Source organism: Cupriavidus basilensis (genome assembly GCF_000876015.1).
GTDB classification, from domain to species: Bacteria; Pseudomonadota; Gammaproteobacteria; order Burkholderiales; family Burkholderiaceae; genus Cupriavidus; species Cupriavidus basilensis_B.
Map to the genome: position 1 here is coordinate 26,161 of NZ_BBQM01000020.1, position 26,086 is coordinate 52,246.

27 protein-coding genes are annotated in these 26,086 nt (G+C 70.5%); 14 read left to right on the forward strand and 13 right to left on the reverse strand.

Going from position 1 to position 26,086, the window contains the following annotated elements; all coding sequences use genetic code 11:
- Positions 1-100: 100 nt before the first annotated feature.
- The 6 genes from KF708C_RS21970 (at position 101) to KF708C_RS21995 (ending at position 7,262) form a co-directional block, all read left to right on the forward strand.
- Positions 101-1,219 (forward strand): succinylglutamate desuccinylase/aspartoacylase family protein, encoded by a 1,119-nt coding sequence (locus tag KF708C_RS21970; RefSeq protein ID WP_059413296.1) that lies wholly within the window; start codon positions 101-103, stop codon positions 1,217-1,219.
- Positions 1,220-1,264: 45 nt separating this feature from the next.
- Complete coding sequence (locus KF708C_RS21975) at positions 1,265-2,266, forward strand: Bug family tripartite tricarboxylate transporter substrate binding protein (protein ID WP_197090409.1); 1,002 nt, start codon at positions 1,265-1,267, stop codon at positions 2,264-2,266.
- 58 nt (positions 2,267-2,324) lie between these two features.
- Positions 2,325-3,794, forward strand: coding sequence for an amidase (locus KF708C_RS21980; RefSeq protein WP_059413297.1), 1,470 nt, complete (start codon positions 2,325-2,327; stop codon positions 3,792-3,794).
- Between the two features lie 3 nt (positions 3,795-3,797).
- Positions 3,798-4,229, forward strand: coding sequence for an Lrp/AsnC family transcriptional regulator (locus tag KF708C_RS21985; RefSeq protein ID WP_020202298.1), 432 nt, complete (start codon positions 3,798-3,800; stop codon positions 4,227-4,229).
- Positions 4,230-4,392: 163 nt separating this feature from the next.
- Positions 4,393-5,478, forward strand: coding sequence for an ornithine cyclodeaminase (locus KF708C_RS21990; RefSeq protein ID WP_059413298.1), 1,086 nt, complete (start codon positions 4,393-4,395; stop codon positions 5,476-5,478).
- Between the two features lie 212 nt (positions 5,479-5,690).
- The gene (locus tag KF708C_RS21995; RefSeq protein WP_231586556.1) at positions 5,691-7,262 is read left to right on the forward strand and encodes a methyl-accepting chemotaxis protein; all 1,572 of its coding nucleotides are present in this window, start codon (positions 5,691-5,693) and stop codon (positions 7,260-7,262) included.
- Positions 7,263-7,347: 85 nt separating this feature from the next.
- Here the strand turns inward: KF708C_RS21995 and KF708C_RS22000 are convergent, their stop codons facing one another.
- The 11 genes from KF708C_RS22000 to KF708C_RS22050 all read right to left on the reverse strand — a co-directional run bounded on the left by KF708C_RS22000 (position 7,348) and on the right by KF708C_RS22050 (position 19,142).
- Complete coding sequence (locus KF708C_RS22000) at positions 7,348-8,757, reverse strand: NAD(P)/FAD-dependent oxidoreductase (protein WP_059413300.1); 1,410 nt, start codon at positions 8,755-8,757, stop codon at positions 7,348-7,350.
- 13 nt (positions 8,758-8,770) lie between these two features.
- Entirely contained in the window at positions 8,771-9,175 is a 405-nt protein-coding gene (locus tag KF708C_RS22005; protein WP_020202302.1) for a nuclear transport factor 2 family protein, read from the reverse strand.
- A gap of 33 nt (positions 9,176-9,208) precedes the next feature.
- The gene (locus KF708C_RS22010; RefSeq protein WP_059413301.1) at positions 9,209-10,300 is read right to left on the reverse strand and encodes a CobW family GTP-binding protein; all 1,092 of its coding nucleotides are present in this window, start codon (positions 10,298-10,300) and stop codon (positions 9,209-9,211) included.
- The gene (locus tag KF708C_RS22015) at positions 10,297-11,949 is read right to left on the reverse strand and encodes an amidohydrolase (RefSeq protein ID WP_020202304.1); all 1,653 of its coding nucleotides are present in this window, start codon (positions 11,947-11,949) and stop codon (positions 10,297-10,299) included. Before KF708C_RS22015 ends, KF708C_RS22010 begins: the two co-directional genes overlap by 4 nt.
- Positions 11,950-12,021: 72 nt before the next feature.
- Complete coding sequence (locus KF708C_RS22020; RefSeq protein WP_020202305.1) at positions 12,022-13,029, reverse strand: ABC transporter ATP-binding protein; 1,008 nt, start codon at positions 13,027-13,029, stop codon at positions 12,022-12,024.
- Positions 13,026-14,054: an ABC transporter ATP-binding protein gene (locus tag KF708C_RS22025; protein ID WP_020202306.1), complete on the reverse strand. Its 1,029-nt coding sequence runs from the start codon at positions 14,052-14,054 to the stop codon at positions 13,026-13,028. Before KF708C_RS22025 ends, KF708C_RS22020 begins: the two co-directional genes overlap by 4 nt.
- A complete protein-coding gene (locus KF708C_RS22030) occupies positions 14,054-14,953 on the reverse strand; it encodes an ABC transporter permease (protein WP_059413302.1) in 900 nt (299 codons plus the stop codon). The genes KF708C_RS22025 and KF708C_RS22030 overlap by 1 nt, the downstream gene beginning before the upstream one ends.
- Positions 14,950-15,921 carry an ABC transporter permease gene (locus KF708C_RS22035; RefSeq protein WP_059413303.1) on the reverse strand — a complete coding sequence of 324 codons (972 nt, stop codon included), beginning with the start codon at positions 15,919-15,921 and terminating at the stop codon, positions 14,950-14,952. Before KF708C_RS22035 ends, KF708C_RS22030 begins: the two co-directional genes overlap by 4 nt.
- A gap of 9 nt (positions 15,922-15,930) precedes the next feature.
- The gene (locus KF708C_RS22040; RefSeq protein WP_370552851.1) at positions 15,931-17,529 is read right to left on the reverse strand and encodes an ABC transporter substrate-binding protein; all 1,599 of its coding nucleotides are present in this window, start codon (positions 17,527-17,529) and stop codon (positions 15,931-15,933) included.
- A 127-nt stretch (positions 17,530-17,656) separates the two neighbouring features.
- Positions 17,657-18,379, reverse strand: a complete 723-nt coding sequence (locus KF708C_RS22045) for a sulfite exporter TauE/SafE family protein (protein WP_059413304.1) — start codon at positions 18,377-18,379, stop codon at positions 17,657-17,659.
- A 1-nt stretch (position 18,380) separates the two neighbouring features.
- On the reverse strand, positions 18,381-19,142 hold the full coding sequence (locus KF708C_RS22050) for an SDR family NAD(P)-dependent oxidoreductase (RefSeq protein ID WP_020202311.1): 762 nt from the start codon (positions 19,140-19,142) through the stop codon (positions 18,381-18,383).
- A gap of 171 nt (positions 19,143-19,313) precedes the next feature.
- Between KF708C_RS22050 and pdxR the strand changes: the two genes are divergently transcribed.
- The 7 genes from pdxR (at position 19,314) to KF708C_RS22085 (ending at position 23,759) form a co-directional block, all read left to right on the forward strand.
- Positions 19,314-20,864, forward strand: coding sequence for a MocR-like pyridoxine biosynthesis transcription factor PdxR (gene pdxR, locus KF708C_RS22055; RefSeq protein ID WP_059413305.1), 1,551 nt, complete (start codon positions 19,314-19,316; stop codon positions 20,862-20,864).
- 282 nt (positions 20,865-21,146) lie between these two features.
- Positions 21,147-21,779 carry an NAD(P)H-binding protein gene (locus KF708C_RS22060; RefSeq protein ID WP_059413306.1) on the forward strand — a complete coding sequence of 211 codons (633 nt, stop codon included), beginning with the start codon at positions 21,147-21,149 and terminating at the stop codon, positions 21,777-21,779.
- A 372-nt stretch (positions 21,780-22,151) separates the two neighbouring features.
- Positions 22,152-22,526 (forward strand): DUF5594 family protein, encoded by a 375-nt coding sequence (locus tag KF708C_RS22065; protein ID WP_020202315.1) that lies wholly within the window; start codon positions 22,152-22,154, stop codon positions 22,524-22,526.
- Positions 22,527-22,597: 71 nt separating this feature from the next.
- Positions 22,598-22,801 (forward strand): hypothetical protein, encoded by a 204-nt coding sequence (locus KF708C_RS22070; RefSeq protein WP_020202316.1) that lies wholly within the window; start codon positions 22,598-22,600, stop codon positions 22,799-22,801.
- 82 nt (positions 22,802-22,883) lie between these two features.
- Positions 22,884-23,099, forward strand: a complete 216-nt coding sequence (locus KF708C_RS22075) for a hypothetical protein (protein ID WP_020202317.1) — start codon at positions 22,884-22,886, stop codon at positions 23,097-23,099.
- A gap of 48 nt (positions 23,100-23,147) precedes the next feature.
- The gene (locus KF708C_RS22080; RefSeq protein ID WP_029043449.1) at positions 23,148-23,375 is read left to right on the forward strand and encodes a hypothetical protein; all 228 of its coding nucleotides are present in this window, start codon (positions 23,148-23,150) and stop codon (positions 23,373-23,375) included.
- Between the two features lie 93 nt (positions 23,376-23,468).
- Positions 23,469-23,759, forward strand: a complete 291-nt coding sequence (locus KF708C_RS22085; RefSeq protein WP_059413307.1) for a hypothetical protein — start codon at positions 23,469-23,471, stop codon at positions 23,757-23,759.
- Positions 23,760-24,043: 284 nt separating this feature from the next.
- On the opposite strand, the gene KF708C_RS22090 is transcribed toward KF708C_RS22085, so the two are convergent.
- Together KF708C_RS22090 and KF708C_RS22095 are read right to left on the reverse strand one after the other, a co-directional pair.
- Positions 24,044-24,541: a hypothetical protein gene (locus tag KF708C_RS22090; RefSeq protein ID WP_059413308.1), complete on the reverse strand. Its 498-nt coding sequence runs from the start codon at positions 24,539-24,541 to the stop codon at positions 24,044-24,046.
- Entirely contained in the window at positions 24,538-25,128 is a 591-nt protein-coding gene (locus tag KF708C_RS22095) for a TetR/AcrR family transcriptional regulator (protein WP_059413309.1), read from the reverse strand. Before KF708C_RS22095 ends, KF708C_RS22090 begins: the two co-directional genes overlap by 4 nt.
- A gap of 135 nt (positions 25,129-25,263) precedes the next feature.
- Between KF708C_RS22095 and KF708C_RS22100 the strand changes: the two genes are divergently transcribed.
- Entirely contained in the window at positions 25,264-26,085 is an 822-nt protein-coding gene (locus KF708C_RS22100; protein ID WP_059413310.1) for an SDR family NAD(P)-dependent oxidoreductase, read from the forward strand.
- Position 26,086: the final 1 nt, after the last annotated feature.

Sequence of the window (26,086 nt, forward strand, 5' to 3'; positions counted from 1 at the left end):
CCGCGGCCGCCGCGCCGGCCCTGCCTGCTCCGGTTCACCGCCCCCATCCCCGGCGGACAGCGCGCGCTGTCCGCCCTTCGTCGTCCGTTTCACTGCCGCCATGCAAACCACCACCCATCCGCTGCTGCCGGCCACGCCCGGCATGTCCTGCCATCTGACCAGCCACCGCTTCGGCCCCGCCGACGCGCCGAAGAAGATCTACATCCAGGCCGCGCTGCACGCCGACGAGATCCCCGGCATGCTCGTGGCCGTGGTGCTGATGGACCGGCTGCGGGAGCTGGAGGCGGCGGGCGCGCTGCGCGCGGCCGTGACGCTGGTGCCGGTGGCCAATCCCGCCGGCCTGGCGCAGACCGTGCTCGGCAGCCCGGTCGGCCGCTTCGACCTGGGCAGCGGGCAGAACTTCAACCGCGGCTTCCCGATGCTGTACGAGCCGATCGCGGCGGCGGTGGAGGGCAGCCTGGGCAGCGACGGCGCGCACAACGTGCAGGTGATCCGCCGCGCGATGGCCGACGCCCTGCGCGCCAGCGTGCCGGCCAATCCGATGGCCTCGCTGCAGCAGACCCTGATGCTGCTGGCGCACGATGCCGACGTGGTGCTGGACCTGCACTGCTCGCGCGAGTCGCCGATGCACATCTACACCGGCGAGGCGATCTGGGCGGAAGTGGAGCCGCTCGCCCGCTACCTCGGCGCGAAAGCCAGCCTGCTGGCGCTGGACGCCGGCGGCCAGTCCTTCGACGAAGCCTTCAGCTATACCTGGTACCAGCTGCAGCAGCGCTTCGGCGCGCGCTTCCCGATCCCGCACGGCAGCCTGGCCACCACGGTGGAGCACCGCGGCCAGCGCGACGTGTCGTGGCAACTGGCGGAGCAGGACGCCGCCGCGATCCTGAACTACCTGACGCATGCCGGCGCGATCGCGGGCACGGCGCCGCCGCTGCCGCCGCTGCCGCATCCGGCCACGCCGCTGGCCGGCAGCGAATACGTCGCCGCGCCGGTCAGCGGCATCGTGGTGTTCCGCGCCGAGCCTGGCGCGGCGGTGCAGGCGGGCCAGGTCCTGTTCGACATCGTCGACCCGGTCAGCGGCAGCCGCACGCCGGTCGCCACGAGCACGGCGGGCGTGTTCTTCATGGGCCGCGACATCCGCTTCGCGCGGCACGGCGATCCGCTGGCCCGCGTGGCCGGCAACGCGCCGGCCCGCTCCGGCTACCTGCTGAGCGCCTGATCCCTTCGTCCTTCTTCCTCACCATCACTTACCGTCCGATCCATCATGCCTTCTGATTCCCGCCGCGCCACGCTCGCGGCCCTCGCCGGCCTTGCCTCGCTGTGCCTTTGCGCATGCCTGCCGCTCACCGCGGCGGCGCAACCGGCGTGGCCGTCCTCCAAGCCGATCCGCCTGATCGTCGCCTATCCGGCGGGCGGCGTGACGGATGCCGTCGCGCGCCTGGTGAGCGACCGCCTCGGCGCGCAGCTCGGCACCTCCATCGTGGTCGACAACCGCGCCGGCGCGGCGGGCCTGATCGGCATGGACGCGGTGGCCAAGGCCGCGCCGGACGGCTACACCTTCGGCATCTCCACGGTCAGCACGCTGACCCTGACGCCGCACCTGAACAAGATGCCGTTCGACCCCGCCCGCGACATCGCGCCGGTGGTCAGCATCGCGTATTCGCCGGTGGTGATGATGGCCACGCCGATCATGCCGGCGCGCGATTTCCGCGCGGTGCTGGCCGATGCCCGCTCGCGCCCCGGCGCGATCCGCTGGTCCACCTCGGGCCAGGGCTCGCTGGGCCAGATCATGCTCGAGCAGATCAAGCTCGCGGCCCACGTGGACATCACGCACATTCCCTATCGCGGCTCGGGCCAGCAGTTCAACGACGCGATGGGCGGCCAGCTCGAAATGGTGTCGATCAATGCCAGCCAGACGCTGCTGCAGCAGATCCGCAGCGGCAAGCTGCGGCCGCTGGCCATCGGCGCCGCGGCGCGCATGGCGTCGCTGCCCGACGTGCCGACGCTCGCCGAACTCGGCTTCCCGCAGGCCAACCGGTCGTCCACGCTGGGCGCGTTCGCGCCGGCCCGCACGCCGGCGCCGGTGATCGAGCGGCTCAACGCCGAGATCAACAAGATCCTCGCGCAGCCGGACGTGCGCAAGCTGCTGCTTGAAATGGGCAACGTGCCGACCGGCGGCACGCCGGCCGCGTTCGCGCAGGGCATCGCCGCGGAATCGGCCGATAATGCGCGCATCATCAAGGCCGCCAACATCCGCCTCGAATAAACCAGCGGCCGCCGGCCGCGCCGCGCTTTCCCCCGCACCTTAGCCACGGGACACCATCATGAGTCTGTCATCCACCGCCGCATCCGCCATCGTCGAACTCGAGGGCATCGCCCTGTCGCGGGCCATCCACCGGCGCGAGGTATCCTGCCTGGAAGTCATGCAGGCCTTCCTGGCGCAGATCGAGCGCTTCAACCCCGGGGCCAACGCCCTGGTGTCGCTGCAGCCGCCGGAGCTGGTGCTGCAGCAGGCGCGCGAGGCCGATGCCGCGCTCGCGCGCGGCGAGGGCCACGGCTGGATGCACGGCTTCCCGCAGGCGCCCAAGGACCTCACGCCGGTCGCCGGCATGGTGACGACGCGCGGCTCGCCCATCCACCGCGAGCGCGTCACCACCGTGGACGGGCTGTCGGTGGAGCGCATGCGGCGCGCCGGCGCCATCTTCGTGGGGCGCAGCAACTCGCCGGAATTCGGCCTCGGCTCGCACACCTACAACCAGGTGTTCGGCGTGACGCGCAACGCCTTCGATCCGGCGCGCAGCGCCGGCGGCAGCAGCGGCGGCGCGGCGGTGGCGGTGGCGCTGCGCATGCTGCCGGTGGCCGACGGCAGCGACATGATGGGCTCGCTGCGCAACCCGGCGGGCTACAACAACATCTTCGGCTTCCGCCCCTCGTTCGGGCGCGTGCCCAACTGGCCCGCCGACGACGTGTTCTTCGCCCAGTTCAGCACCTGGGGGCCGATGGCGCGCAGCGTGGCCGACATCGCCATGCTGCTCTCGGTGCAGGCCGGCTGGGACGCGCGCGTGCCGCTCTCCAGCCGCGAGCCGGCCGGCGTCTTCGCCAGCCCGCTGGAGCGCGGCTTCAAGGGCGCGCGCGTCGGCTGGCTGGGCGACCTGGGCGGCTACCTGGCGATGGAGCCCGGCGTGCTGCCGCTGTGCGAGGCGGCGCTCGGGCATTTCCGCGAGCTTGGCTGCACGGTCGAGGCCGCCACGCCCGACTTTCCGCCCGAGACGCTGTGGCGCGCGTGGAACACGCTGCGCAGCGCCTCGGTGGCCAGCAACTACGCCGGCCACTACGAGAACCCGGCCGAGCGCGCGCTGCTCAAGCCCGAGGCGATATGGGAGATCGAGCAGGGCCTGAAGCTGTCGGCGCGCGACGTGCAGCGCGCCTCGGTGGAGCGCTCGTCGTGGTACCAGGCGGTGCTGCGGCTGTTCGCGCGCTTCGACTACCTGGTGCTGCCCACCGCGCAGACGTTCCCGTTCGCCGCCGGGCTCGACTGGCCGCGCAGCGTGGGCGGGCGCGAGATGGACACCTACCACCGCTGGATGGAAGTGGTGGTGCCCGCCACGATGGCCGGGCTGCCGGCGCTCAACGTGCCGGCCGGCTTCAGCGCCGACGGGCTGCCGATGGGCCTGCAGATCATCGGCCCCGCGCAGGCCGACCGCGCCGTGCTGGAGCTGGGCCACGCCTACGACCTGGCCAGCGGCCTGGCGCGCCGGCGCAGCCCGCTGCTGGACGCGGCGCGAGGGAGCTGAGGCATGGCCATCGACGAGACCGACCAGCGCCTGCTGGCCATGCTGCGCGCCGACGCGCGCGCCAGCGTGGCCGTGCTGGCGCACCGCCTGGGCGTGTCGCGCGGCACGGTCAGCAACCGCATCGCGCGGCTGGAGAAAGACGGGATCATCGCCGGCTACACCGTGCAGCTGCGCCCGGACGTGGACCCGCACGACATCGCCGCGTGGATGTCGATCGCGGTGGAGGGCAACCGCACGCGCGAGGTCATCGCCATCCTGCTGGGCGAGCCCGGCGTGGCATCGCTGCACGACACCAACGGCCGCTGGGACCTGCTGGCCGAGCTGCGCGCCTCCACGCTGACCGACCTGGCCGGCGTGCTCGAGCGCGTGCGGCTGATCGGCGGCATCCGCGACACCGAGACCAGCATCCACCTGCAGACCTACAAGACCTGCTGAGCGGACCGGCTGCGCGGACCGGCCGGGCGGAGATTGCGTGGAGTGTCAGCGCGGGCTGGCAAAGCGGCAGAAAGCCGCGTTTTTCTCGCGGAAAATGGGCTTCTGGCTGACAGGCGGCGCGGCAACAATGTCTGCTGTCCCATTCATCCAACGGAGCACAGACATGACGCGTTTTCTTTCCCCCACCGACGTTTCCCGCATCGTGGCGATCCGCGGCCTGCCGCAGGTGCTCGAGCAGATGGCCCGCTACATCGAGGAAGATTTCCTGCGCTGGAACGACTTCGACAAGAGCGCCCGCGTGGCCAGCCATTCGCCGCGCGGCGTGATCGAGCTGATGCCGATCGCCGACGCGGATCTGTACAGCTTCAAGTACGTCAACGGCCATCCGGCCAACACCGCCGACGGCTTGCCCACGGTGATGGCGTTCGGCACGCTGGCCGCGGTCGCCACCGGCGAGCCGCTGCTGCTGAGCGAGCTGACGCTGACCACCGCGCTGCGCACGGCCGCCACCTCGGTGGTCGCCGCGCGGCGCCTGGCGCGCAAGGATGCCGCCGTCATGGCGCTGATCGGCAACGGCGCGCAGAGCGAATTCCAGGCGCTGGCCTTTCACCACCTGCTGGGCATCCGCGAGCTGCGCGTCTACGACACCGACCCCGCCGCCACCAGCAAGCTGGTGCGCAACCTGCGGCCGGTGCGCGGGCTGGACGTGCAGGTCTGCGCCAGCACCGCTGACGCGGTGCGCGGCGCCGACATCGTCACCACCGTCACCGCCGACAAGGCCTACGCCACCATCATCACGCCCGACATGCTGGCGCCGGGCATGCACCTCAACGCCGTGGGCGGCGACTGCCCGGGCAAGACCGAGCTGCATCCCGAGGTGCTGCTGCGCGCCAGCGTGTTCGTCGAATACGAGCCGCAAAGCCGCATCGAGGGCGACACCCAGCAGATGCCGGCGGACTTCCCCGTGACCGAGCTGTGGAACGTGCTGGCCGGCCGCGTGCCGGGCCGCGCCGGCGAGGCGCAGATCACGGTGTTCGACTCGGTGGGCTTCGCGCTGGAGGATTTCTCCGCGCTGCGCTACCTGCGCGACAGCGCCGAGGCGCTCGGCCTCGGCGTGCCGCTGGCGCTGGTGCCGGCGCAGGACGATCCGAAGGACCTGTTCGGCGTGCTCACCGGCGCTGGCGAGTCTGTCGCCGGCATGGACGCGGATGCGCGCCTGCCGGAGCGCGCCGCGGCACTGGTGGCGTGAGGCCGGCGCCGCGCCGGCGCCAAAACGCGGACACGGCGCGCGGCGGCATCGCGCGCCGTGTCCGCGTTTTTTCTGTTTCCGGCGGCGCGGCGGGCAGGCGGAGGCACGTGGCGGTGCACTGCAATGGCGATAACGCGGCGGAAGCTAAAGTCCCCCGGCATCCTGCCGTAACCAGTGTCATTGTCGTGTCACTGCTGGTCAACCTTCCTCCCATGCTGAATAAACTCTCCATCCGCTTCCGCCTGAACCTGGCCTTGTCCGTGCTGGCCATCCTGCTTACCGTCATCGGCGTCATCGGCGTGCTTGGCATGCGTACCGCCAGCGCCGACCTCCAGGAGATCTACTCGAACCAGCTTGCCTCGATGGGCTTCGTCGCCAAGGCGCAGCAGCACCTGACCGTGATCCGGGTCGGGCTGGACCGCGTCATGTTCCATCCCGACGCCCCCGACGTGGCCGCCACGGTAGACAAGTCGCTGGGCTACAAGACCCGCTCCGACGATGCCTGGAAGGCCTACCAGGCGCTGCCCAAGACGCCCGAGGAGCAGCAGCTGGCGGTCAAGATCGACGGCATGCGCACGGCGTACTTCAAGGAGGGCATCGAGCCCCTGGTGGCGGCATTGCGCGCCCACGACACCGCGGCCGCCGACAAGATCGTCATGGATACGCTGCCGCCGCGCAGCGCCGCGCTGCTGGCGGCGATGGAAGAACTCGAGCACAGCCAGAGCCAGCAGGCCGCGGCGCTGCACGAGGCGGCGTCGGTGCGCTCGCAGGAATTCCTCTGGCTGGTCTCGGTGGCCATCGGCGTGGGCATCCTTGCCGCGCTGGGCTGCGCCATCGGGCTGCATCGCGCCATCTCGGTGCCGCTCAACCGCATGCTCGGCAACTTCGCCGAGATCTCGCGCGGCAACCTGACCGATGCCATCGAGGTGACGAGCGAGAACGAAATGGGCGCGCTCACGCGCGGGCTGCAGGAGATGCAGCAAGGCCTGATCAACACCATCCACGCCGTGCGCAGCGGCAGCGAGGCGATCGCCACCGCCACGCACCAGATCGCGGCCGGCAACGTCGACCTGTCGCAGCGCACCGAGGAGCAGGCCAGCGCGCTGGAGCAGACCGCCGCCAGCATGGAAGAGCTGACCTCCATCGTCAAGCAGAACGCGGACAACGCGGTGCAGGCCAATTCGCTCGCCGTGCAGGCGTCGGACACCGCCGCGCGCGGCGGCGAGGCCGTCAAGCGCGTGGTCGACACGATGGGCGAGATCGACGTCGCCTCCAAGAAGATCGGCGAGATCACCAGCACCATCGAAGGCATCGCCTTCCAGACCAACATCCTGGCGCTGAACGCGGCGGTCGAGGCCGCGCGCGCGGGCGAGCAGGGCCGCGGCTTCGCCGTGGTGGCCGGCGAGGTCCGCAGCCTGGCCCAGCGCACCGCGACCGCCGCCAAGGAGATCGTGCAGCTGATCGCCGACACGGTGCAGCGCGTCGAAGCGGGCGCGCGCCATGCCGAGCATGCCGGCGCGACGATGGGCGAGGTGGTGCAGGCGGTGCGCCGGGTCACGGACACGATGGGCGAGATCGCCGCCGCCTCGCATGAGCAGAGCGCGGGCATCGACCAGGTCGGCCAGGCGGTGAACCAGATGGACCAGGTTACGCAGCAGAACGCCGCGCTGGTCGAGGAAGCGGCCTCCGCCGCGCAGGCGCTGGAAGATCAGGCGGCCACGCTCAAGACGTCGGTGGCCTCCTTCCGCCTGCCGGTGCACGGCGGGCGGCTGGCGCTGGCCTGACGGCCGCGCGGCCGCGCGGCCGCGCGCGCAGGCAAAGACAAAGGGCCGCGCAGAGCGGCCCTTTGCCATTGTGCCGGGGCACGACTCAGGCGCGCTCGTCGCGCAGGTGATACCAGCGATACAGCATGGCCTGGCCAAGGCGGCGGAACGGCGTGGCCCAGTGGCCCGGCAGCGGCGAGTCGTAGATCGGCAGCTTGCATTCCGCGCCGCCCTTGCCGGCCACGCGCTCGGCCATGCGCCGCCCCGCATGCGCGGAGAACGCGACGCCGTTGCCGCCGTAGCCGAGCGCGTAGAAGACCGATTGCAGCGGGTCCGGCTGCACGATGCGCGGCATCATGTCGTGGCTGACGTCGACCCAGCCCCACCACGAGTAGTCGATGCGGATGCCGCGCAGCGCCGGGAACTTGCGCGCCAGGCCGTCGACCAGCAACTGGTAGTGCCGCGGATGTTCCGCGTCGGCGCCCGCGATCGCGCTGCGGCTGCCGATCTGCACGCGGCGGTCGGGCAGCAGCCGGTAGTAGAAGCGCAGCGTGCGCGTGTCGGTCAGGAACGTGGTCGAGCGGAAGTTGGTCGCGGCGATCTCCGCGTCGGTCAGCGGCCGCGTGACGATGGAGTTCGACAGCACCGGGAAATAGCGCCCGCGCAGCAGCGGCGAGAGTCCTGGCGCGGTGTAGGCGCCGGTGGCGATCGCCACGGCGCGCGCGCGCACCGTGCCGCCCGGCGTGCGCAGGTGATGGACGCCGTTGCGGGTTTCCCAGCCGGTCACGGGGCTGGACGGATGGACCTTCGCGCCGAGCGCGCGGGCGCGGCTCAGGTAGCCGTAGGCCAGCTTGAGCGGATGCACGCCGATGCCGTCGGGCTCGAGCATGGCGCCGCAGGCATCGCGGTCGTCGCAGAAGCGCTCGCGCAGCTCGGCCTGGGTCAGCATCCTGGTGTCGTAGCCGAACACCTCGCGCATCACGCGCGCCTCGTTGGCGAGGAACGCCATCTTGCGCGGGCGGTGCGCCGTGTACAGGTGGCCGCCGTCCTGCGCATCGCAGTCGATCTGCGCCACCAGTTCCCTGAAGGTCTCGAAGCCGCCGCGGATCTCCGCGTCGAGCGCCTTGGCCGTGTCGACGCCCCAGCGCTCGATCCACTGCGAGCGGTAGAGCCGCCCGCTGGCGTTCTGGCCCTGCCCGCCATTGCGGCTGGTGCAGCCCCACGCCACCTGGTTGGCCTCCAGCACGGTGGCCTTGATGCCGTGCTCCTGGGCCAGGAACAGCGCCGTCGCCAGGCCGGTGAAGCCGGAGCCGATCACGACCACGTCGGCATCGGTGTCGGCGGCGACGGGACCGTCGTCGGGTGGCGCCTCGCCCGCGCTGTCCACCCAGTAGGTCGGGGCGTAGGCGCGGCCGCGGCCGGGGCCGCGCGACACCAGCGGGTCGTATTGCGGATCGTAGGGGCCGTGCACGGTGGCGGGCGCGGATTCGGGGAGGTAGATCGGGTTCGCGGACATGGTGCGTGCTTGCTCAAAGGGGTTGCGGCAGGGCCGGCAGCAGCGCGCGCTGCTTGCGGTAGGCGCACTTGACGTGGATCTTGCCGTCGCGGAACGTGAACAGGTCCACGCCGTCGGCCTCCATGCGCCGGCCTTCGCCGTCGGTGCCGGTGAAGGTCCATTCGGACACGCCGCGCTCGCCGCTCACCAGGTGGCGGCCGTTGCGCCATTGCGCGTCGGGGAAGGCGCGCCACGCCGACGCGAACGCCTCGCGCACCGCTGCCCGGCCGACGTGGCGCGTGCCGCAGGCGGCGTCGCCGGCGACGGTGTCGAAGATGCAGTCGTCGGTCATGAAGGACATCAGTGCGTCGATGTCGTGGCGGTTCCATGCATCGCTGAACGCTTGCAGCGTGGCGACGGTAACGGCGGGATGGGACATGGTTGCGGCTCGGTGAGTGAACATGCCGCTACGCTAAACCTCGGCCGCGCCGCCGGTTAGAGCCAGCGCGGGGTCTTTGCTCAGGCCAGCCGCGCCGGCGCCGCACTGCGCGAACAGGCGCGCGAGCGCGGCCTTCGGCAGGTCGCCGCGCAGGCCGATGGCGACCACCATGCCGTGCGCCGGCGTATCGGCCGCATTGGCCGGATTGACCACATCGGCCACATCGGCCACATCGGCCGCGGCGTCCGCCGGCAGTCTGCGCAGCGTGCCGCGGCGCCCCGCGAACTGCAGCTCCGTGACGCCGTAGCGGTCCGTGCGCACCACGCCCTTGACGCGCAATACGCCGGGCGGCATGGCGTTGAGCCGCGCGTGCAGGTCGGCCGCGCGCAATACCGCGCCGGCGCTGTCGAGCAGCCAGGTGTCGAACAGCTCGCCGTGGCTGACGGGCTCGCCGCAGCCGCAGCCCGCGTGGTGGCGGTGCGGCAGGCCGCCGGTATGGCCGCCGCGCCAGGCCACGCCGGTCAGCGCGGCCAGCGGCAGGTCGCCGTGGCATGCGTCGAGAATCGGCACGTGGCCGGCCAACTGCCGCAGCCATTGCCGCAGGTCCTCGCGCTCGTGCTCCGGCAGGGTTTCGGCCTTGCTGAGCACGATCAGGTCCGCGGCCCGGAGCTGGCGCGCGATGGTCTCGCCGAGGCGCGCGTCGGCCGCCTGCGCGCGGATGGCGCCGGCGTCGGCCAGCACCACCACGCCGTCGAGCGAGAGCATCGGGTCGGCCAGTCCGACCTGCGCGATGCGCCACGGGTCCGACACGCCGCTGGCCTCGATCACGATCCATTCGGGCGGCTGCGGCTGTGTCATCACGCGGATCAGCGCGTCGGTCAGGTCGTCGCCGATCTGGCAGCACACGCAGCCGTTGGCCAGGCTGATGGTGTCGGCGCCGCGCCGTCGCACCAGCGCGGCGTCGATGTTGACGGCGCCGAAGTCGTTGACCAGGACCGCGATGCGCAGGCCCTCGGCCTGGCCCAGGATGCGGTTGAGCAGCGTGGTCTTGCCGGCGCCGAGAAAGCCGCCGATGACGGTCAGCGGAATGCGTGCCCGCGCGAGCGGGAGCGGCGCCGCGCTCATTGCCGCGGCGCCTCGAACACGCGGCCGCCGACCACCGTGCCCCACACGCCGATGTCCTTCAGCGCGGCCGGCGCCACGGCGAGCGGATCGTCGTCCAGCACGCAGAAGTCCGCGCGCTTGCGCACCGCGATGGAGCCGATCTCGTGGTCCAGCCGCAGCGTGAAGGCGGCGCCGAGCGTGACGGCCGACAGCGCCTGCGCCACCGTGATGCGCTCCGCTTCGCCCAGCACCACGCCGGCGGCGGTGGTGCGGTTGACCGCGCACCACGCGGTGAACAGCGGCGCCAGCGGCGTGATCGGCGCGTCCGAGTGGATCGCGAACGGCACGCCGAGCCGCAGCGCGGTGCCGCAGGCGTCCATGCGGCGCGCGCGGTCCGGGCCCATCGTGAGCGCCAGGTGCGCGTCGCCCCAGTAGTAGATGTGATTGGCGAACAGGTTGACGCACATGCCCAGCCGCGCCATGCGCGCGAACTGCGCCTCGTCGGCCATCTGGCAATGCTGGAGCGTGTGGCGGTGGTCGGCGCGCGGATGGCGCGTCAGCGCCTGCTCCACGGCGTCCAGCGCCAGCTCGGTGGCCTCGTCGCCGTTGGTGTGGATATGGAGCTGGAAGCCCGCCGCGTGGAAGGTCTGTACGGCCTCGTGGACCGCGTCCGGCGGCAGCACCCAGATGCCGTTGGGCGCGCCGTTGAAATAGCCGGGCCAGCGCACGCGCGCGGTGAAGCCCTGGATCGAGCCGTCCACCACCAGCTTGACCATGCCGGCGTGCAGCCGCTCGTGGTTGGCGCGCATGGCCGCGCGCAGGCGCGCCGGGCCTTCGTCGCCGCGCATCGCGTCGGGCGGCCGGAACGCGGGGACCAGGCGCAGCGGGAAATCCTCCTGCGCGCACACGCGCGCCATGCTGCCCACGCTGTCGTCGGAAAGGTCGTTGACCAGATCGGTGGCGGTGGTCACGCCGGCCTGCACGGCGACCTGGGCGAACATGCGCAGCCCGGTCTCGGACATGCCGACGCGGCGGAACAGGTTGCCGATCAGGCGCGTCACCGGGAACATCGCGGCGAACTCCTGCAGCTCGCCGGTGGGCTCGCCGCCGGGAAACCGCGCGATGCCCTCGATGTCGGTGTCGCGGTCGATGCCGGCGCGCGCCAGCGTCGCGCTGTTGACGTTCATCAGGTGCATGCTCGCGTGCATGATGACGATCGGGCGCGTGGCCGAGACGCGGTCGAGATGGCGCACGCTCATGCGCGCCTCGCCGAAGAAGATCGGGTCGAAGCCCCACGCCAGCAGCGGCGCGTCGTCCGGCACGCCCCGGGCGTCCAGCTCCCGCGCGGCGGCGGCGAGCCGCGCGACCACGGCATCGAAGCCGGTCAGGCCCTGCCACAGCGTGCCGTCCGGGCCGCGGCGCGGGTAGAAGCCGACGTAGGGAAACTGCCAGAGGCCGCCTTCCATCGCGTGCGAGTGGCCTTCCACCAGGCCCGGCATCAGCACCTTGCCGGCGAAGCGGTCGTCGCGCGCGCACGGGCCCCAGGCCTGCGCGTCGGCGGCGCTGCCGACCGCGAGGATGCGGCCGTCGCGCACCGCGACGTGGGTGGCCTCGGGCTGGGCCGGGTTCATGGTGAGGATCTTCCTGGCGGCGAAAACGGTGGTGGTCATGGTTGGCGGTGGTGGAATCGCGGGGGGAACGAAAGGAGGCCGGCGGCGCCGGCGGATCGTGCGGTCATGCGGTCATGCGGGCATGGCCAGCGGCGGCACCGGCGTGCCGTCCGTCACGGTGACGAGATGGCAGCGCACGAAATGCCCGTCCGCCACCGGCCGCAGCGGCGGGCATTCGCTGTGGCAGACCGGTTGCGCGACGGGGCAGCGGCCGGCGAAGCGGCAGCCCGGCGGCGGATGGAGCGGGCTGGGCGGATCGCCCTCCAGGCGGATGCGCCTGGCCGCGCGCGCGCGGCCGCCGCGCACGGTGGGTACCGCCGAGTTGAGCGCCACGCTGTACGGATGCAGCGGGCGGTCGAAGAACGCTTCGCGCGGCGCGCGCTCGACGATCTGGCCGAGGTACATCACGGCGATGTCGTCGCAGATGTACTCCACCACCGACATGTCGTGCGAGATGAACAGGAACGCGACACCGGTGTCGCGCTGCAGGCGCCGCAGCAGGTTCAGCATCTGCGCGCGGATGGCGATGTCCAGCGCGGACACCGGCTCGTCGCAGACGATCAGGTCGGGCTCGCTGGCCAGCGCGCGCGCGATGTTGATGCGCTGGCGCTGGCCGCCGGAAAACTGGTGCGGGAACAACTGCATCTGCTCGGGCCGCAGGCCCACGGCGTCGAACAGCTCGGCCACGCGCGCCGCGCGCGCGGCGGGCGCGCCGAGCTGCATCAGGTCCAGCGGCGCGCGCACGATGTCGCCGGCGCGCTGGCGCGGATTGAGCGACGAGTACGGGTCCTGGAACACCATCTGCACGCGCCTGCGCGCCTGGCGCAGCGTGTCGCCCGACATCAGCGTGAGGTCGCGCCCGCCCAGCCGCACGGTGCCGCCGGTGGCCGGCGCCAGCCGCATCACGGCAAGCGCCGTGGTCGACTTGCCGGAGCCGGATTCGCCGACCAGCGCCAGCGTGCGCCCGCGCTCGATCGAGAACGAGACGCCGTCGACGGCGCGCACCACCTGCGGCGCGCCGAACCAGCCGCCGCGCCGTCTGAAATGCACCTTGAGGTCATCCACTTCGAGCAGTTTCATGCGGCGACTCCCTGGACCGGCGCCGGCACGGTGCCGGCTTCCAGCGCCCAGCATGCGGCGCGATGATGGTCGGCCACCGGCAGCAGGTCCGGCGCCGCGCGCGCACACGGCTCGGCCGCGTGCGGGCAGCGCGCGCGGAACGCGCAGCCGGTGCCCAGCTCCCAGATCGACGGCACCATGCCGGGAATCTCCGGCAGCGGCGGGCGCGTGCGCCGCGCCTCGCCCTCGAGCTCGGGCAGGCAGGCGATCAGGCCCCGCGTATAGGGATGCGCGGGGCGCTCGAGCACGTCGCGCGTGCGGCCTTCCTCGACCACGCGGCCGCCGTACATGACGATCACGCGGTCGGCCATCTCGGACACCGCGCCCATGTCATGCGTGATCAGCACCAGGGCGGTGCCCTCGCGCGCCTGCAGCTCGCGCAGCAGGTCGAAGATCTGCGCCTGCACGGTGACGTCCAGCGCGGTGGTCGGCTCGTCGGCGATCAGCACGGCGGGCCGGCACGCCAGCGCCACGGCGATCATCACGCGCTGCTTCATGCCGCCGGACATCTGGTGCGGGTATTCGTCGATGCGCGCCTCGGGCGCGGGGATGCCCACCGCGCGCAGCAGCTCGATGCTGCGCGCGCGGGCCTCGGCCCTGGACATCGCCAGGTGCAGCCGCAGCGATTCGCCGAGCTGGCGCCCGACCGTCATGACCGGGTTGAGCGAGGTCATCGGCTCCTGGAAGATCATGGCGATGCGGTTGCCGCGGATGCGGCGCATGGCGGGCTCGGACAGCTGCAGCAGGTCCTCGCCGTCAAGGCGCACGCTGCCGGCGGTGATGCGGCCCGGCGGCGCAGGGAACAGGCGCATGATGGCGAGCGAGGTCATGCTCTTGCCGCAGCCCGATTCGCCGACGATGCACAGCGTCTCGCCGGCGTGGACCTGGAAGCTCACGCCGTTGAGCACGCTGGCCGCGCCGCGCGAGGTGCGGAACTCCAGCCGCAGGCCCGCCACGTCCAGCAGGGGAGGGGAAGAGGTCGACATCAGCGTTCTCTCAGCTTGGGGTTGAGGGCATCGTTCAGGCCGTCGCCGATCAGGCTGATCGACAGCACGCTGGCGAAGATGGCCAGGCCCGGGAACACCACGGCCCACCAGCAGGTCAGCAGGTAGGGGCGCGCCGAGCCGATCATCAGGCCCCAGCTCATGCGGTTGGGGTCGCCCAGGCCGAGGAAGGACAGGCCGGCCTCGAACAGGATCGCCGAGCCGATCGCCATCGTGCCCGACACCACCAGCGGCGGCAGCGCGTTGGGCAGGATCACGCGCCAGATGATGCGGGCATTGCCGGCGCCGATGGCGCGCTCGGCGCGCACGAAGTCGAGGTCGCGCAGGCGCATGAACTCGGCGCGCGTGAGCCGCGCGGTGGCGGTCCAGCTGGTGATGCCGATGGCCAGCGAGATGGTCGTGAGCGAAGGCGAGAACAGCGTCACCAGCACCATCGCGAACAGCAGCGCCGGCAGGACCTGGAAGAACTCCATCACGCGCGTCAGCGCCTCGTCGACGCCGCCGCCGTAGTAGCCGGCCAGCGCGCCGGCCGTCAGGCCGATCAGCGCGGACAGCACCGCGGCCACCACGCCCACGGCCAGGCTGGCGCGGCCGCCGTAGACCAGTCCGGCTAGCACGTCGCGCCCGAGCTGGTCGGTGCCGAGCCAGGCGTCGGGGTCGCCCGGCGGGGTCTGCGGCGCGGCCACGATGGCGAACGGGTCGGCGTCGTAGACCATCGGGCCGAACAGCGCGACCGCGACGATGCACGCCAGCAGCAGCGTGCCGGCCAGCGCGGCGCGGCTGCGCAGGAACATGCGCCAGGCGTCGCGCGCGGGATGGGGGACGGCGGCGGGCGCGGCAACCGGGGCTGCCGCCGGCGCCGTGGAAACGGGGCTGCTCATGCGCGGATCCTCGGATCGATGAGGCGGTAGAGGGCGTCGGTGAGCTGGTTCATCAGCACCACGACGATGGCGGAGAACAGCAGCACGCCGAGCACGGTGGGATAGTCGCGCCGCAGGATCGAGTCGAACGCCAGCCGGCCCAGGCCGGGCCAGTTGAAGACGGTCTCGACCAGGATGGCGCCGGCCACCACGTTGCCGAACTGCAGGCCGAGCACGGTCACGACCGGCAGCAGCGCGTTGCGCAGCGCGTGGCGGTACAGCACGTGGTGCTCGGACAGGCCCTTGGCGCGCGCGGTGCGGATGTAGTCCGAGCCCAGCACCTCAAGCATGCTGGCGCGCGACAGGCGGCTGTACTGCGCCAGGTAGACCAGGCTCAGCGTGAAGGTCGGCAGCACCATGTGCCAAGCGACGTCGAGCACCGCCGCGAGGCCCTGGCCGTCGGACGTCATCGAGTGCATGTCGGAGACCGGCAGGATCGGCCAGACCGAGGCGAACAGGATCACCAGCATCATGCCGCTCCAGAACACCGGCGCGGCGTGGCCCGTCATCGACAGCACGGTGATGGCCTGCGAGAGCGGGCCGTGCGGCTTGCGCGACGCCAGCACGCCGAGCGCGGTGCCCAGCACGAAGGCCACCGCCACCGACGCGAGCACCAGCAGCAGCGTGGCCGGCACGCGCTCGGCGATCAGCCCGCTGACCGGCAGGTTGAAGAAATACGAATAGCCGAGATCGCCGTGGAGCACGTGCCTGACGTAGGTCGCCAGCTGCACCGGCAGCGGCTGGTCCAGCCCGTACTGGCTGCGCAGTTGCGCGCGCAGCTCGTCGGTGATGCCGCCCATCGACCCGGCGATGGTTTCCACCGGGTCGCCGGGCGCCAGCCGGATCAGCAGGAAGTTGAGCACCACCACCGCCAGCGTCAGCAGCGCCGCGTGGCAAGCCTTTCTCAGCAGCGCGAGCAGATTTTCCATCGGTCGTCCCTACTTGAAGTAGACCTCGTCGAGCGGCGACGCCGGGCCCCAGATGGTGGTGGGCAGGTTGCCCAGCTTCTTGCTGGCCACGGTGTGGTACGGCGTGGTGTTGATGTAGAAGATCGGCAGGTCGTCGGTGACGATCTTCTGGAACGTCGCGTAGTAGGCGCGCCGCTTGGTGGCGTCGAGCGTGCCGGCCGCGGTGTTGAGCAGCTCGTCCACCTTCGGGTTGCGGTACGACTGCGTGTTGGTCCAGACCACCGGCTTGATGTTGGTGGACATGTAGGTGCGCGCCACGCCGATCACCGGGTCGCCCCAGTTGAAGACGTTGTCCATCGTCATGTCGAAGTCATGCGCCGAGATGCGCTTGGCCCAGGAAGCGAAATCGGCCGAGGCGCGCACCTGCACCGTGACGCCGATCTTCTTCATCTGCGTGCGGATGTACTCGGCCACGTTCTTCTGCTGCTCGTCGGTGCCGGGCAGGTAGTCGATGGTCAGCGTCATGCGCTCGCCGCCGGCGTTGCGCTTGTAGCCGGCTTCGTCGAGCCATTGCTCGGCCTGCTTGAGGTCGTACGGATAGCGGTGCAGGTCGGTGGTGGCGAACGGGCTGCTGCTCACGATGGGGCCGTCGGCGACCTGGGAGAAGCCGCTGTGCAGCGCCTTGACGATGAAGTTGCGGTCGATCGCGCTGGCGATGGCGTGGCGCACGCGCACGTCGGACAGCGGCTTGCGATCGAGGTTGAAGGCCAGCCAGTTCAGCGCGCCCACGCCTTCGTAGCCCTTGCGCGTGAGCGTCAGGCTGGGGTTGTTCTGCAGGCGCTTGAGGTCGGTCGAGACGGACTCGTAGGGCAGCAGCTGGATGTCGCCGCGCTCCATGCCGAGCGCCAGGCTCTGCGCGTCCGGGTTGACCGTGATGACGATCTTGTCCAGGTACGGCTTGCCGGGCAGGAAGAACTTGTCGAAGCGCGTGAGCACGATGCGCTGGCCCGGCACGAACTCGGCGAAGCGGAACGGGCCCGAGCCCACCACGCCGGCGGAGTTGGCCGGGTGCGTGGTGATCTCGCGGCCGTCGCCGTAGATGTGCTTCGGCAGGATCGGGCACAGCGCCGGCGACATCGCCAGCAGGATCGCCGGGTGCGGCTGGCTCATGCGGATGACGGCGGTGTAGGCGTCGGGCGTGTCGACCTTCTCCACGGGCGCCAGCATGCTCTGGAACGGATGCTTGGCCTTGATCGTCATGATGGAGAACGCCACGTCCTCCGAGGTGATGGGCTTGCCGTCGTGGAACACGGCGTTGTGGCGCAGGTTGAGCGTGAGCGACTTGCCGTCCTCGGCGAGCTTCCAGGACTCGGCCAGGTACGGTTGCGGATTCCATTTGTCGTCGAAGCGCAGCGGGCTGGCGAACAGCTGCGTCGAGGGCACGGCGGTGGCGATGCCGGACTGCACGGCGCCGTTCAGGTGGCGCGGCGACTGCGTGGTGCCGATCACCAGCGTGCCGCCGGGCTTGGGCGTGTCCGCGGCGACGGCCTGGCACACGGCCACGGCGGATAGCGCGCAAGCCATCAGCGCGTGGCGCAACCTGGGTAGGAAGGGGGCAAATCCGGTCATGTCGCTTTTTCTCCGTTGGATAGGTGGCAGGGTTCACGATAAGAGAGGCGATTGCCTCCGACGTAGAGCCAACGCGGAGGATCGATGGCTCCAGCACCGGCGCGCGCCGCGTGCACCGGATGCGCGCTCAGCCAAGCACCGAAAACGCGCCGATCGTTATCAGTGCAAGCTGCACCACGCGGGCGAACACCGCGGATGGCAGGCGCGCAAACAGTGCTTCGCCGGCGACCGCGCCGGCGCAGAAGAACGGCACCAGCAGCGCGCCGGCGCGCACCGTGGGCAGGTCCAGCCGCCCCTGCGCGAGCAGGCCGAGCGAGGCGCCGGCGAACAGCAGCATGAAGTAGGCGAGCAGGTTCGCGCGCACCGAGGCGTCGATGGCGCCCTGGCCGCTGAAGTAATAGACCACGGGCGGGCCGCCCAGCCCGCCCAGCGCGGTGAACACGCCGCTGGCCACGCCCGCCAGCCCGGTGGCGACGGCGCCGCCGCCGTGGCGGATGCGCAGCCCGAGCAGCGCCATCACGCCCATGACCAGCACCAGCGTGCCGATGCCACGGCGCAGCAGGTGCGGCTCCACGCGGCCGAGGCCGAGCAGCGCCAGTTGATGGGCGCACAGCGCGATGGCGGCAAGCACCGCCACCTTGCGCCAGGCCACGCGGCGCCGGCACGCGCGGATGCCCTGCCACGCGGTCAGGCCGTGCAGCAGCACCGTCAGCATCGCGGCCTGCGCGGGCGCGACCACCAGCGCGAACAGCGGCGTCATGATCAGCGCCGCGCCGAAGCCCGTCAGCCCCTTGGCGATGCCGGCGACGGCGGTGACCGCCGCCAGCACGGCAAAGGCGGAGGCGTCCATGTCAGCGTTGCGCGTCGGGCGCGCGCGCGATGGCGAAGTTGGCGAACGCCTGGCAGGTCGGCATCAGCTCCATCGTGTTGACGTTGACGTGCGCGGGCTGCGCCAGCACCCAGCTGACCGCGCCGGCGATGTCCTCCGCCGTCAGGGCCTGGGTGCCGGCGTAGACGCCGGCCGCGCGCTGCGCGTCGCCGTGGAAGCGCGTGAGCGAGAACTCGGTGCCGCCGCTCAGGCCGGGCTCGATCGAGGTCACGCGCACGTTGCGCCCGACCAGGTCGGCGCGCAGGTTCAGGCTGTACTGGTGCACGAACGCCTTGGTGCCGCCGTACACGTTGCCGCCGGGGTAGGGGTAGGTGCCGGCGATGGAGCCGAGGTTGACGATGGTGCCGAGATCGCGCGCCACCATGCCGGGCAGCACCGCGTGCGTGAGGTACAGCAGCCCCTTGATGTTGGTGTCGATCATGGTCTCCCAGTCCTCGAGGCTGGCCTCGTGCGCCGGGCCCGCGCCCAGCGCCAGGCCGGCGTTGTTGACCAGGGCGTCGATGGGGCCGACGGTCTCGGTGACATAGGCCACGGCGGCGAAGACCTCCGCCTTGTAGCGCACGTCGAGCGCGAGCGGATGCAGCCTCGGGCCGCAGCGCGCGGCCAGCGCCGCGAGCTTGTCGGCGCGGCGCGCGGTGGCCACCACGGTGTGTCCGTCGCGGCACAGGCGCTCGGCGATGGCCTCGCCGAATCCGGCGGAGGCGCCGGTGATCAGCACGATCATCGCGGCACCTCCGCGCGTGCCGGACGGGATGGCGTGCCCGCGAAGGCGGGGTGATGCGGGGAAATCGGCGGCATGGGCTCACTCGGTAACGATGTGGCGCCATGTTGCCGCGCGTCCGGCTGGCATGGTTAATGCCAGTGGTGGTTTTCGATCGTACCAGTCGGGGTTGTGATGCGCAGTGCTGTCGTTCACCAGTTGATGTGGCACCAGTTGTTCCCCGCGCCCGAGCGCGAGGGGCCGACCTTGCAGAGCCAGCTGCGCACGCACCTCGTCAACGCGGTGCTCGACGGCCGCGTGACGCCGGGCACGCGGCTGCCGTCCAGCCGCGAGCTGGCCGACATGCTGGGCATTTCCCGCAATACCGTGGTGCTGGTCTACGAGCGGCTGGCCGAGGACGGCTACCTCGAGAACCGGCCGCGCAGCGGCTACTACGTGACCCATCGCTACGCCTCGCCGGCGGTGGAGGCGCTGCCCCGCGACGGGGACGGCGCGCCCGCCGCGGCGCCGGGCGGCACCAGCGCAGTGCAGTGGCAGGCGCGCATGCACGGGGTGGCCGCCGACGCCAAGTGGCTGGAGAAGCCGCACGACTGGCAGCGCTACCGCTACCCGTTCCTGTACGGCCAGTTCGATCCCACGCTGTTCCCGATCGCCGACTGGCGCGAGTGCAGCCGCCACGCGCTCGACGTCGGCGCGATCCGCGGCTGGGCGCCCGACGCCATCGACAACGACGACAACTCCCTGGTCGACCAGTTGATCCGCCGCGTGCTGCCGCGGCGCGGCATCGCCGCCAAGCGCGACGAGATCCTGATGACCGTGGGCGCGCAGCAGGCCCTGTTCCTGCTGGCCGAGCTGCTGATCCGGCCGGGCACGCGCGTGGCCGTGGAGGACCCCGGCTACATGGACGCGCGCAACATCTTCCTGCGGCGCGGCGCGGTCCTTGCCGGGCTGCCGGTGGACGCCGACGGCGTGGTGCCCGACGAGGCGGCGCTGCGCGACTGCCGCTACCTGTACTGCACGCCGAGCCACCAGTGCCCCACCGGCGTGACGCTGACCACCGAGCGCCGGCTCGCGCTGCTCGACTGGACGCGCCGCTGCGACGGCGTGCTGATCGAGGACGACTACGATGCCGAGACCCAGTACGCGGGACAGCCGCTGCCGGCGATCAAGGCCATCGACCGCGACGAGCGCGTGATCTACGTCGGCAGCCTGTCCAAGACGCTCTCGCCGGGGCTGCGCATCGGCTACGTGGTCGCGCCCGCCGCCGTGATCGTGCAGCTGCGCCGGCTGCGGCGACTGATGATCCGGCATCCGCCGGCCAACAACCAGCTCGCGGCGGCGCTGTTCATCGAGCACGGCCACTACGACCGGCTGATGCACCGCATGCGCGAGGCCCTGGCCACGCGCGCGGCCACGCTGTGCGACGCGGTCCGGCAGCACCTGGGCGACATGCGCTTCGCCGCGCCGCCCGGCGGCTCCGCACTGTGGGGCATGCTGCCCGGGCACGTCGACACCGGCCAGCTCAGGCGCACCGCGATGGCGCACGGCATCCTGATCGAATCGGGCGAGCCGTTCTATCTCGCCGACGCGCCGCCATGCAACAGCCTGCGGCTCGGCTTCTCGTCGATTCCGCTCGAGCGGATCGAGCCCGGCATCCGCGAACTCGCGCGGCTGGTGTCGCCGCAGGGCCGCGTGCGCGAGATCGGGCTGCGCGGGGCGGCATGACGCCGGCGCGCTGCATCGATGCCGTACGGCCTGCTTCGTGCGGAGGCGCCGATAGTTGATGCAGATGGAACGGAGTTGAAAGGATGCGATGAATGATCTTTTTCCCGGCGCAGGGCATCATGTCCGCCTTCATCCAACCACTCATGAGGCACATGCCGTGGCCACAGCCAGGAATGCAGGTATGGCGCCGCTCGCCCGCGGCGGTCTTGCCGTTTCGCCGGAGCGCGGCCCGGGCGTGACGGCAACAGGCGGGCGGGCCGCGGCTGCCGGGCGCGGCGCGCGATGAAGGTACTGATCCTGGGGGCGACCGGGCTGGTCGGCCGGAACGCGCTGCGGCAGGCGCTGGAGCACGGCAGCATCGAAACGGTCATCGCGCCGACGCGCCGTGCCTTGCCCGCCCATCCCAAGCTGGACAATCCGGTCTCGCCCGATCTGCAGGCGCTGTTGCCGGAAATGGCGCGGCGGCCGGTGGACGCGGTGATCTGCGCGATGGGCACCACGATCGGCAAGGCCGGCTCGAAGGCGGCATTCCGGCATGTCGACTACGTGCTGCCGGTGGCCTTCGCGAAACTGGCCCGCCAGCAGGGGGCCAGGGCCTTCGCGCTGGTTTCCTCCCCGGGCGCGTCGCTGTCGATACCGCTGTTCTATTGCCGGACCAAGGGCGAGGTCGAGAGAGACATCCGGGCGATCGGCTTCGAATCGCTCACGATCGTGCGCCCGGGCATGATCGGCGGCGAGCGCGACGAGTTTCGCCTCGCCGAGCGCATGATATTCCCGCTCGCGGCGCTGCTTCGCCCGGTGCTGCCGCGGGGCCTGCGCATCAATCCCGCGGCCAATATCGCCAGGGCGCTCGTGGCTGCGGTCGCCGCTGCGCTGCCCGGCGAGCGCATGATCACGTCGCGGGACCTGTCGTGACCGCGCCGCGCGGCCGGCGACCAAGAAAGAAGCACCTTCGCGAAGGTGCTTCTTTCTTGGTCCGGCCGATATGTCGACGCGCCATGCGGGTCGACGCGCCATGCGGGTCGATGCGCCAGGCGGGAAAAAGGGATCCGAACCGGGTCGGCAAACGCACCAGGATCCGGTTCGGACGTGCAGGCCTAATCGGCCTGCTCGGCCTTGCTGCCTTGCTGGCGAGCGTGGCCATTCTCCGACCTACCTTCGCTTTGCTACGGCGTGTCTCAGTCGGCAGACCTTCAGTATAGGACGGCGGTGGCGCGGGTCAACCGGAGTTTGGGCGGGCGCGCCCGCGTGCTACGATCCCGCTGAAAACCGGGAAGAGACAAATACGTGAGTCATGAGAATGCCGCGGCACGCTTCGATGCCGAGTTCGCCCCCCGCATCGCCGAGACGATCGCCGGCCTGTTCAGGCACCGCATCCACGCCGAGCTCGACGGCGGCCAGAGCCCCGCGCGGCTGCACGTCTACGGCGAGCCGTTCGAAGGGGTGCGGCGCTTCGCCCATCCGCTCAACATCTACCTGTCGTGGGACAGCCTCGAGGTGGAGGCGCTGTTCGCCACCGGCGGCGAGGAGAAGTTCGCGCTGTACCTGGCCGCGCTGCCCGGCAAGCTGCATGCGTGGCAGGCGCCGCGCCAGATCGATCTCGGCACGCGCTCCCAGGCCGAGGAGACCGTGCTGCTGGGCGGTCTCGATTTCGAGCATTGAGCACGCCGCGCGCGCGGCCACCGGCGGGCGCTCGTGCTACAGTTGCCGGATGCGTTCTCCGGAGGAGCATCATGTCCAAGGATTCCACGCCGCATCTGCAGGCCATCGTCCAGACCGCGCCGCAGGCCGGCCGCTATGTATGGGTGATCACGCTGGTCGATTTCGATGCGCGTCTGGTCAAGCGCAATATCGTCTCCGACGATACTTTCACCACTTCGGACGCCGCGCGCGTGGCTGGCGACGCCCAGCTCAAGGCGATGGCGGAAGACCGATAGCGGCCGTCCGCGGTACGGGCAATCGTGCCCGCACCGGTCGCGCCGGCCGCCCTGGCCACGCGCACCGGGCGCGGGAGCAACGATGACGCTTTGCGATGCGTGCGCGCAGATCCGGCCCGGTTCGACCGGCGGCACCGGACACCCGCGGCTGCTGCTGACGGACACGCAGCGCATCAAGCCGCGCGGAGAGCCCGCGATCACCTTCGCCACCTACACCTGCGCGGACTGCGGCTGCCGCTGGCGCCACGAGAGCGACAAGAACGGCAAGGGGCCGGGCTGGTCCATCGAGCCCGCCTGAGTGGCCTGCCGGCCATGCTACGATCCGGACAACGCATCGGAGGCGAAGATGGCAAAGCACGTGTTCACACGCAGCCAGTACCTGGCAATCCTCAACGAGAGCCTGAAGAGCGATCCGCGCTGGCGGCCCGGCATGGCCTTCGTGTTCCTGCCGCCCGGCGCCGATGCCGCGGGCGCGAGCGGGGTGGGCTGCACCGGACCCGATGCCGCGCTGCCCGTGTATGCCGAGATCGAGCGCGTGGCGGCGGAGCTGATCGAGGTGCGCGGCGAGGCATAGCGCCGCCCGCGGCGTTTCCCGCGGCTGCCGTCCGGTCCCGCCGGCGCCGAGGTGCGTACAATACCGCCCCAGACCGACTCTAGCGAACCTGCCGTGAAAAAGACCGACCTCGAAAAGAACAAAGGGCTGAAGCTTGCCAACAGCCTGAAGCACAGTGCCGCCGTCCGGGCCGCGCGCGAAGGCGCCCAGCCGAAGGTCGACCGCCGCGAGCAGCGCCGCCTCGACCAGGAACTCGGCCTGGTGCCGTTCGCCTGCAAGCTCGACGGCGAGCTGGTCAAGCGCCTGCAGGCGCTGGCGGTGGCGCATCCGGATGGCATGAGCGGACTGCTGAAGGAAGCGCTGGAGCGCGGCCTGCCCGCGCCGTCCGCTTCGGCCGAGGCCTGAACTGCTGCGCCGCGCGGCCACGCGGCCGGCACGTGTGATGGATCGAACGCGCTGGCCGCCGGCCCGCCCGCAATGAAAAACGCCCGCTGGAATCCAGCGGGCGTTTTTCATTGGTCGATGCGGCACAACCCCGGGTGCAGGGCCATCGGCCTGACGGCAGCAATCCCTGGCCGGGCAGCGCGGGCAGCGTCGTCCTTGCGCGCGACTTGCCAGCGACGCCGCGCGAGCCGACGCGGGCCGCGAGGGACATTGCCGCCGCAACCGGATTGCCCGGCTTCCGGGCGTTACCGCGAAACCGCCTGGATCTCCTGGTGATAGCCGCTCGCGCGGCCGCGGTTCAACGAGTCGTATCCCGTAAGCAGGACAAGGACGAGCGCCATGCCAAGGCCGACGCCGGTCAGGATGGGCGTCTCACGGACATGCCCGGCCAATGCGAGGATGATGCCAGTGAGTGCGATGAGCATTTCACCGTAGATCACCCTGCGCAGACTCTCGATGGTGCCCGTCAGGTGGGCGCTTTCCTGCACAAGAAACTGTGAAGGATCGGTGCCCAGCAGGGCGGAGAACCTGGCGTGATTGCTGCCCAGGCCCGCAAAGTACGCTCCGCTTGCCAGCAGAACGAGTCCTCCCGCGATCAGAAGCGACCATCCCATGCCGTAGAGCATGCCGACCGATGTTCTCGCCAGGTATGCGCCGGATCCCACCGCAACCAGTGACAAACCGAAGCAGATCGCCGCGCCCATGCGCTCGGAGCTGTAGTAGCCATCGACAACGTCGATCATCTCTTTCCTCCCTGGGCATCGCTTGACTTCAACGCGGCCGTGACCGTTTCGATGAGTGCGGCAATCATCCTGCGCATTTCCTTGCCGTCCTTGGCGACATCCTTGAATCCTTTCATGCCGAAGACGATGACGCGGGCCAGTTCGGGCGCCTTTACCTTCAATCCGGAGAGTTCGACGGACGTCCCCAGGATGTCGGCCAGGAGTTCCTCGAAGGCGAAATAGCTCTCAAGCACCGGGGGGAAGCCGATGTCGAACATGTCCTTGGCGTCGGGATTGGCCAGGACCATCTCGAAGCCCTCCGCACCCCAGCTCTCGCACGCAAAGCGCAGCTTTGCCTCAAGACCCGAGCGTTTCCCCAGTCCGGTCTTGATGTCCTCGAACTTGGCTGTGACCATCGTTTCGATGACGGCCCGGAAGACGCTCTCCTTGTCGGGAAAGGACAGGTAGAGATTGGGGCGCGAGAGCCCGGCCGACTTGGCTATGTCGGCCATCGTCGTGCGCGCGTAGCCATAGCGAAGGAACACGTCGATCGCGGCCTGAATGACCTGCCGGGTACGCGCGGGGTCTGTCGGGGCGGTTCTTTTCATGGAGGAGGACTCAGGATCAATGGCTGGATTCTGACATATTGACAAGTAATGTCAATATATTAAACTGACACTTGGACCGAAAATGTCATCATGTTCGATGGCGCGGTCAACCCTGACCCAACCAAGGAGTTACCCATGTCAGCGTCGAAAGTCTGGTTCATCTCAGGAGCTTCCCGCGGTTTTGGCCGTATCTGGACGGAGGGCGCGCTGCGGCGCGGAGACCGGGTGGCAGCAACCGCGCGCGACGCCAACGCGCTCGCGGACCTCAAGGAAAGGTTTGGCGACGCCTTGTTGACCTTGACGATGGATGTCACGCGTCAGCAGGAAGTCGTCGCCGCCGTCAACAAGGCGCATCAACACTTCGGAAAGATCGACCTCGTGATCAGCAATGCGGGCAATGGGTTGATGGGCGCGGTTGAAGAGACCGCTCTCGATGAAGCGAGGGCGAACTTCGAAACCAATGTCCTGGGGACGCTGGCCGTCATTCAGGCGGCCTTGCCGTTGCTTCGTGCTCAAAAGCACGGACACATCCTGCTCGTCACCAGTGTCGGCGGGCTGATCACATTCCCGCTGGGCGGCATCTACCAGGCGACGAAATTCGCCGTCGAGGGCCTGGGCCAAACGCTGGCCCAGGAAGTCGCGGAATTCGGCATCAAGGTCACGATGATCGAGCCCGGCCCGTTCAACACCGAGTTCATGAGCCAGTCTTCGATGAAGCAGGCCAGGCCCATGCCTGAATATGACGCCATGCGGGCGCAGCTCGCGGCAACCCTTACCCCGGCCATGTTCGGCGATCCGTCGGCGACGGTTGAAGCACTGTTCAAGGTCGTCGACGCGGAGGATCCGCCGCTGCATTTCATCATGGGCGGTCTGACGCCGCTGGTACGCCAATGCTATGCGGCGCGGCTGGATGGCTGGACGAAATGGGAGACAGTCTCCGCCGCCGCGCAGGGCTGAA

What these genes read in the sequence shown, in the direction of transcription:
- KF708C_RS22035 (WP_059413303.1), bottom strand. Translation starts at nt 15,921, where the DNA reads ATGGAAAATCTGCTCGCGCTGCTGAGAAAGGCTTGCCACGCGGCGCTG.
- KF708C_RS22010 (WP_059413301.1), bottom strand. Translation starts at nt 10,300, where the DNA reads ATGAGCGCGGCGCCGCTCCCGCTCGCGCGGGCACGCATTCCGCTGACC.
- KF708C_RS21980 (WP_059413297.1), top strand. Translation starts at nt 2,325, where the DNA reads ATGAGTCTGTCATCCACCGCCGCATCCGCCATCGTCGAACTCGAGGGC.
- KF708C_RS22040 (WP_370552851.1), bottom strand. Translation starts at nt 17,529, where the DNA reads ATGACCGGATTTGCCCCCTTCCTACCCAGGTTGCGCCACGCGCTGATG.
- KF708C_RS21985 (WP_020202298.1), top strand. Translation starts at nt 3,798, where the DNA reads ATGGCCATCGACGAGACCGACCAGCGCCTGCTGGCCATGCTGCGCGCC.
- KF708C_RS22045 (WP_059413304.1), bottom strand. Translation starts at nt 18,379, where the DNA reads ATGGACGCCTCCGCCTTTGCCGTGCTGGCGGCGGTCACCGCCGTCGCC.
- KF708C_RS22090 (WP_059413308.1), bottom strand. Translation starts at nt 24,541, where the DNA reads ATGATCGACGTTGTCGATGGCTACTACAGCTCCGAGCGCATGGGCGCG.
- KF708C_RS22025 (WP_020202306.1), bottom strand. Translation starts at nt 14,054, where the DNA reads ATGTCGACCTCTTCCCCTCCCCTGCTGGACGTGGCGGGCCTGCGGCTG.
- KF708C_RS22015 (WP_020202304.1), bottom strand. Translation starts at nt 11,949, where the DNA reads ATGACCACCACCGTTTTCGCCGCCAGGAAGATCCTCACCATGAACCCG.
- KF708C_RS22005 (WP_020202302.1), bottom strand. Translation starts at nt 9,175, where the DNA reads ATGTCCCATCCCGCCGTTACCGTCGCCACGCTGCAAGCGTTCAGCGAT.
- KF708C_RS22075 (WP_020202317.1), top strand. Translation starts at nt 22,884, where the DNA reads ATGACGCTTTGCGATGCGTGCGCGCAGATCCGGCCCGGTTCGACCGGC.
- KF708C_RS22030 (WP_059413302.1), bottom strand. Translation starts at nt 14,953, where the DNA reads ATGAGCAGCCCCGTTTCCACGGCGCCGGCGGCAGCCCCGGTTGCCGCG.
- KF708C_RS21970 (WP_059413296.1), top strand. Translation starts at nt 101, where the DNA reads ATGCAAACCACCACCCATCCGCTGCTGCCGGCCACGCCCGGCATGTCC.
- KF708C_RS22095 (WP_059413309.1), bottom strand. Translation starts at nt 25,128, where the DNA reads ATGAAAAGAACCGCCCCGACAGACCCCGCGCGTACCCGGCAGGTCATT.
- KF708C_RS22100 (WP_059413310.1), top strand. Translation starts at nt 25,264, where the DNA reads ATGTCAGCGTCGAAAGTCTGGTTCATCTCAGGAGCTTCCCGCGGTTTT.
- pdxR (WP_059413305.1), top strand. Translation starts at nt 19,314, where the DNA reads ATGCGCAGTGCTGTCGTTCACCAGTTGATGTGGCACCAGTTGTTCCCC.
- KF708C_RS22050 (WP_020202311.1), bottom strand. Translation starts at nt 19,142, where the DNA reads ATGATCGTGCTGATCACCGGCGCCTCCGCCGGATTCGGCGAGGCCATC.
- KF708C_RS22060 (WP_059413306.1), top strand. Translation starts at nt 21,147, where the DNA reads ATGAAGGTACTGATCCTGGGGGCGACCGGGCTGGTCGGCCGGAACGCG.
- KF708C_RS22080 (WP_029043449.1), top strand. Translation starts at nt 23,148, where the DNA reads ATGGCAAAGCACGTGTTCACACGCAGCCAGTACCTGGCAATCCTCAAC.
- KF708C_RS22020 (WP_020202305.1), bottom strand. Translation starts at nt 13,029, where the DNA reads ATGAAACTGCTCGAAGTGGATGACCTCAAGGTGCATTTCAGACGGCGC.
- KF708C_RS21990 (WP_059413298.1), top strand. Translation starts at nt 4,393, where the DNA reads ATGACGCGTTTTCTTTCCCCCACCGACGTTTCCCGCATCGTGGCGATC.
- KF708C_RS21975 (WP_197090409.1), top strand. Translation starts at nt 1,265, where the DNA reads ATGCCTTCTGATTCCCGCCGCGCCACGCTCGCGGCCCTCGCCGGCCTT.
- KF708C_RS22000 (WP_059413300.1), bottom strand. Translation starts at nt 8,757, where the DNA reads ATGTCCGCGAACCCGATCTACCTCCCCGAATCCGCGCCCGCCACCGTG.
- KF708C_RS21995 (WP_231586556.1), top strand. Translation starts at nt 5,691, where the DNA reads ATGCTGAATAAACTCTCCATCCGCTTCCGCCTGAACCTGGCCTTGTCC.
- KF708C_RS22070 (WP_020202316.1), top strand. Translation starts at nt 22,598, where the DNA reads ATGTCCAAGGATTCCACGCCGCATCTGCAGGCCATCGTCCAGACCGCG.